The organism is Kitasatospora sp. NPDC007106, assembly GCF_040634455.1.
In the GTDB taxonomy this organism is placed as follows: domain Bacteria; phylum Actinomycetota; class Actinomycetes; order Streptomycetales; family Streptomycetaceae; genus Kitasatospora; species Kitasatospora arboriphila.
Genome location: NZ_JBEYFP010000547.1, coordinates 1 through 4,066 on the forward strand (window position 1 = coordinate 1; position 4,066 = coordinate 4,066).

The 4,066-nt window shown below is 69.4% G+C and carries 3 protein-coding genes; 1 reads left to right on the forward strand and 2 read right to left on the reverse strand.

The window, feature by feature from the left end; translation table 11 throughout:
* Positions 1-231 precede the first annotated feature (231 nt).
* Positions 232-1,014 (reverse strand): hypothetical protein, encoded by a 783-nt coding sequence (locus ABZ641_RS28095; protein WP_359986108.1) that lies wholly within the window; start codon positions 1,012-1,014, stop codon positions 232-234.
* A gap of 520 nt (positions 1,015-1,534) precedes the next feature.
* Positions 1,535-2,038 carry a SigE family RNA polymerase sigma factor gene (locus ABZ641_RS28100; RefSeq protein ID WP_359986111.1) on the reverse strand — a complete coding sequence of 168 codons (504 nt, stop codon included), beginning with the start codon at positions 2,036-2,038 and terminating at the stop codon, positions 1,535-1,537.
* A 1,591-nt stretch (positions 2,039-3,629) separates the two neighbouring features.
* On the opposite strand from ABZ641_RS28100, the gene ABZ641_RS28105 reads away from it, so the two are divergent.
* A complete protein-coding gene (locus ABZ641_RS28105) occupies positions 3,630-3,884 on the forward strand; it encodes a hypothetical protein (RefSeq protein ID WP_359986114.1) in 255 nt (84 codons plus the stop codon).
* Positions 3,885-4,066 lie beyond the last annotated feature (182 nt).

Genomic DNA, 4,066 nt, shown 5'->3' on the forward strand with positions numbered 1-4,066 from the left:
CACAGTTTCTGCCGGTGATGTGCCCTCGCGGGGAGGGGATCAGGACGCTTCTTGGTCCGGTCGGCTGACGAAGTGCTCAAAGATCTGCTCGTGGGCGGCTTCATTCGTTGCGCGGTGCGCCCGTTGCGGTCGTGTCCGCGGGGCGGGGGCGGGGGCGGGGCGGGGGCGGTGTCCTGGGCCAGTGGTGGTCATGGTGGTGGGTTCGTGTCCGGAGGATGTTGTGGGGGGATGTCATCCGGGTGCGTCGAGGGGGACGGTGGTGAGTGCGGCGAGGACTTCGGGGTTGGAGACGAGGGTGTTCAGGTTTTCGGGTGTCATGGGTTTGGAGGGTTGTGGTTCGCCGGTCTCGCCTTGGGGCGGGTTGGCGAGGGGGAGTGTTCCGAGTCCGGTGGTTTTGCCTTGGGGGGTGACGACGGTGAATTGGGTGAGTGTGTAGGGGGTGGACTGGTAGAGCCAGCCGGTGGAGCCGTCGGGGAGGGTGTGGAAGGTGCAGTTGGTGGCGTAGACGGGCCGGCCGTTGTCCGGTTCGCAGGGTGAGGGGGCGTGGCTGCCGGGCGGCAGGGGGGTGCCCATGATGGCGGCGATCGCGGTGTAGCCGCCGTCGGCGCGGGCGAGTCGGAAGGTGGTGGGGCCGGCGCCGGTCAGTACTGCGGTGTATCCGGGCGGCAGGTGGGCGGCGAGGGCGGCGTGCAGGCGGGCCTGGACCTGGTCGAGCTGGTCCATGCCGTAGCCGGAGGGCTGCGTGGCCGGGTGGCGGCCGTCGGCGGGGTCGAGTCCGACGAGGTCCCGCAGGCCCGATGCTCCCGGTACGGCCGGCGTGGCGGCGAACGCCAGTACCGGTACCGCCGCCAGTGCTCCTGCGGCGAGTGCGAGTCGGCGTCGGGCGCGCAGTCGCCGTCCGCCGGCGCGTACGGCGGGCAGTACGGCGGGCGGTTCGGGTTCCGGCTGTTCGAGTACTGCCCGGAACACCTGTGCCGCCGTCCGGTGGTCGATGTCGTCCCCGTCGTGCGTCATGCCTGTTCCCTCCGTTTCGCTGCGCATTCCCGGCTTCGTCCGTTCACCCGCTCGTCCGTCCGTCCGCTCGTCCGTCCGTCCGCTCGTCCGTCCGTCCGCTCGTCCGTCCGTCCGCTCGTCCGTCCGTCCGTCCGTCTGTGCTTGCCCGTCGGCGCTTGTCCGGCTGTGCCTGCTGCCTGTCCGTTCTTGCCGGCCGGCTGCCGTCCGTGCCCCGCCGCCCGTTGTGCCGTCTGTTCGTCTGCCGGCCCGTTCACTCGCTCACCCCGTCCGCCCGTACCCGGCCGGTCGTGCTCGTCTGTCGGTGCCTGCCCGCCTGCTGCCTGCCCGCGCCCGTCCGTGCCTGCTTGTTGGCGCCTGCCCGTCCGTGGCCGTGCGGGCCCGTCGGATGCCGTGTCCTCGCCGTGCCGCGCTGCGCCTTGTGGCTTGTCCGGCCGTGCCGCGCTGCGCCTTGTGGCTTTGTCTGGCTGTCTGTGGGTCTGCTGGTCGGGTTGTGTGGTGTGCGGGAGGGCGTGGGGGTGGGTCATGTTCCGGCGATTTCGTGGAGGGAGTCGCCGAGGATTGTGCGTAGTTGGGCGAGGCCGCGGTGGGTGTCGGAGCGGATTGTGCCGCTGCTCCGGTTGAGGATCGTGGCGCATTCTTCGATGCTCTGGTCTTCCCAGTAGCGCAGGACGAGGACTGCCCGGTAGCCGGGTGTGACGTGGGCGAGGGCTGCGAGCAGTGCGAGGCGCCGGTCCGGGTCGGTGTCGGTGGTGGCGGTTTCGGGGGGTTCGGCGCTGGCCGTTTCGCGGGCCGAGTGGCGTCGTCGTCCGTCGATGAAGGTGCGTACGAGGGTGGTGCGGGCGTAGCCCTGGGCGGTGTCCGGGTCACGTAGTCGTGGCCAGCGGGCGTACACCTTGATCAGGGTGGATTGGACGAGGTCTTCGGCGAGGTGCCAGTCGCCGCACAGCAGGTAGGCGGTGCGGCGCAGTGCGCCGTACCGGGCGGCGGTGAATTCTTCGAATAACCTCTCGCGCTCCGGCGACATCCGTGTCCGGCCCCCTTGTTCTGTCGTCCGTGCCGAGTTGTCCGTGGGACGGTGGTGTCCCGCGTCGACTTGTACACGCGGTGGGGTGCCGGAAATGTTGCGTCTCCGTCGGTGGGTGTTGGTCCTTGCTCTGCACCGTGGGGCCGTCCCCAGTGCCTTGACGCCTTGACGCCTTGACGCCTTGACGCCTTGACGCCTCGACGCCCGACGCCTTGACGCCTCGACGCCTTGACGTGATCCGCGCGCTCTGTTCGGGCGGGGGAGTGCTGTCCGGGGTTGTGGTTGTGGTTGCGGGCAGGGTGGGTCGAGTGTGTGGGTGGTACCCGCGGGCTGGCGGCGCGTGTCGGGTATCCCCGTATGCCGGGTGGTCCCGTGTGGGGCGTCCGGTGGTTCGGTCTGCGGCTTTGTGGTGTTGGGCTGGGGCGTTGTGGTGGTGGCGGTGGCGGGCGGAGGTTGTGGTCGGGGCGTGCTGTGAATGGCCGGCGTCGGCCTGTGCGGTGCTCACTCGCTGTGCACCTGTGGAGGGCGTCTTGTGTGCCCTGTGCCTGTTTGCCGGCCGTGTCCTGGTGTCTGTTGTGGCCCGGATTCCGGGGCGCCTGATGCCTAGTACTGCGTTGTGCGTGGTGGGTTGCTGTTCTGGTGGCGGCCTCGGCGGTTGCTGGCTGGGCCCGTTTTGGTGATCGGGTTGGGCTGTTGGGGGGTTTGGGCCTGTTGGCGGGGTGTCATGCCGCGTGTCGTTGTCCTGTGGTGGGTGGTGGTGGCCGGGTGGTGTGCCCTGGTGGCAGGAAATTTTGCGGTCGGGGGGCCTGGAAGTGAGGGTTGGTCGCCGGGCTTGGGACGGAAGATTTCCTGTCTGGTGGGGGCTGCTCGGGGTGTCCGGTGGGGGCGGTTGTGGGGGTGGTGGGCCGGGTTGGGGTGGTGGGGTTCGGCGGGCCGGGGTTGGGGTTGGGGGGCCGGTGGTTGTGTCTGTGATGGCGTGTTCTGTTCCTGTTTTCCCTCTGGTGGTTGGTGCAGTGCTGGGGGTGCTGCGGGCGGGTCTTTGGTGGTGCCGTTCGGGCCGGTTGGCTGTTCTCGGGTGCTTTGGGGTGGTTGCCGGTGCCTGGTGGCCTGTGGGGGTGTCGGGGCCGGGAGGTCGTTCGGCCGTTTCGGGGTGTGGTGGCGACCGGCGTGTCGGGGTGTGTGCCTGGTCGCTGTCCCTGGGCGGCGAGGTGGCCGCGTAGGGCACGTGCCTGTGCTCGATGCCGGTCGCGGCGCCGATTTCCGGGGATCGCATCCGGTCCGGTGCCGGGGTCGGGGCCGCCGCGGCGGCTGTGTCCTGGATCGGCTCATGGGTCGTCATGTTCTTTACCGAACAGGTTTGTTGTCTCTAGTTACCGGCGGGTGGCCTGGTTGGTGATCGTCTTGTTCGTCTGTGGTTAGGGCCATGTTCGTGTGCATTCACACTCGGGTCGGCGTCGTTGGCGCCGCCGTTCTCCTTGCTTCTGCCGGTCTTGCGGGTCCGGCGTCGCCCGACGATGCGGTCGCCGGTGCGGTTGTCGGGGTCCGTAATGCGGGTCCGTCGTGCACTTCGCTGTCGAACGGGACGTTCTGTGTGGGCATCATCGACGGTGGTCGGACGGTGAACCTGGTGTACGGGAAGACCGGTGGCTCCCCGGTGACGGTGAAGTTCGGTTACCGCAAGGGGCACACCACCCACCTCGGCAACGCCCTCACCGTCAAGAAGGGCGACACCAAGACGTACCAGTTCAAGAACCAGGACCTGGGCTGCAGCACCATCTACGGTGTTTTGGCGGTCGAGGGCCAGAGCGACTTCGAGACGCCGGGCCTGCACAACACCGGCTGCTGACCATGACGCCTGCCGCCAGTCGCCCGTAGCCGCCCTCCGCTGCTGCCTGGCGAACGCTGTTGGTGCCCGCCGCGTCCGTGCGGTGCCCCGCTGCTGCCTGGCGAACGCTGTTGGTGCCCGCCGCGTCCGTGCGGTGCCCCGCTGCTGCCTGGCGAACGCTGTTGGTGCCCGCCGCGTCCGTG

Coding starts and splice junctions, on each gene's coding strand:
- ABZ641_RS28095 (WP_359986108.1), bottom strand. CDS start 1,014: ATGACGCACGACGGGGACGACATCGACCACCGGACGGCGGCACAGGTG.
- ABZ641_RS28100 (WP_359986111.1), bottom strand. CDS start 2,038: ATGTCGCCGGAGCGCGAGAGGTTATTCGAAGAATTCACCGCCGCCCGG.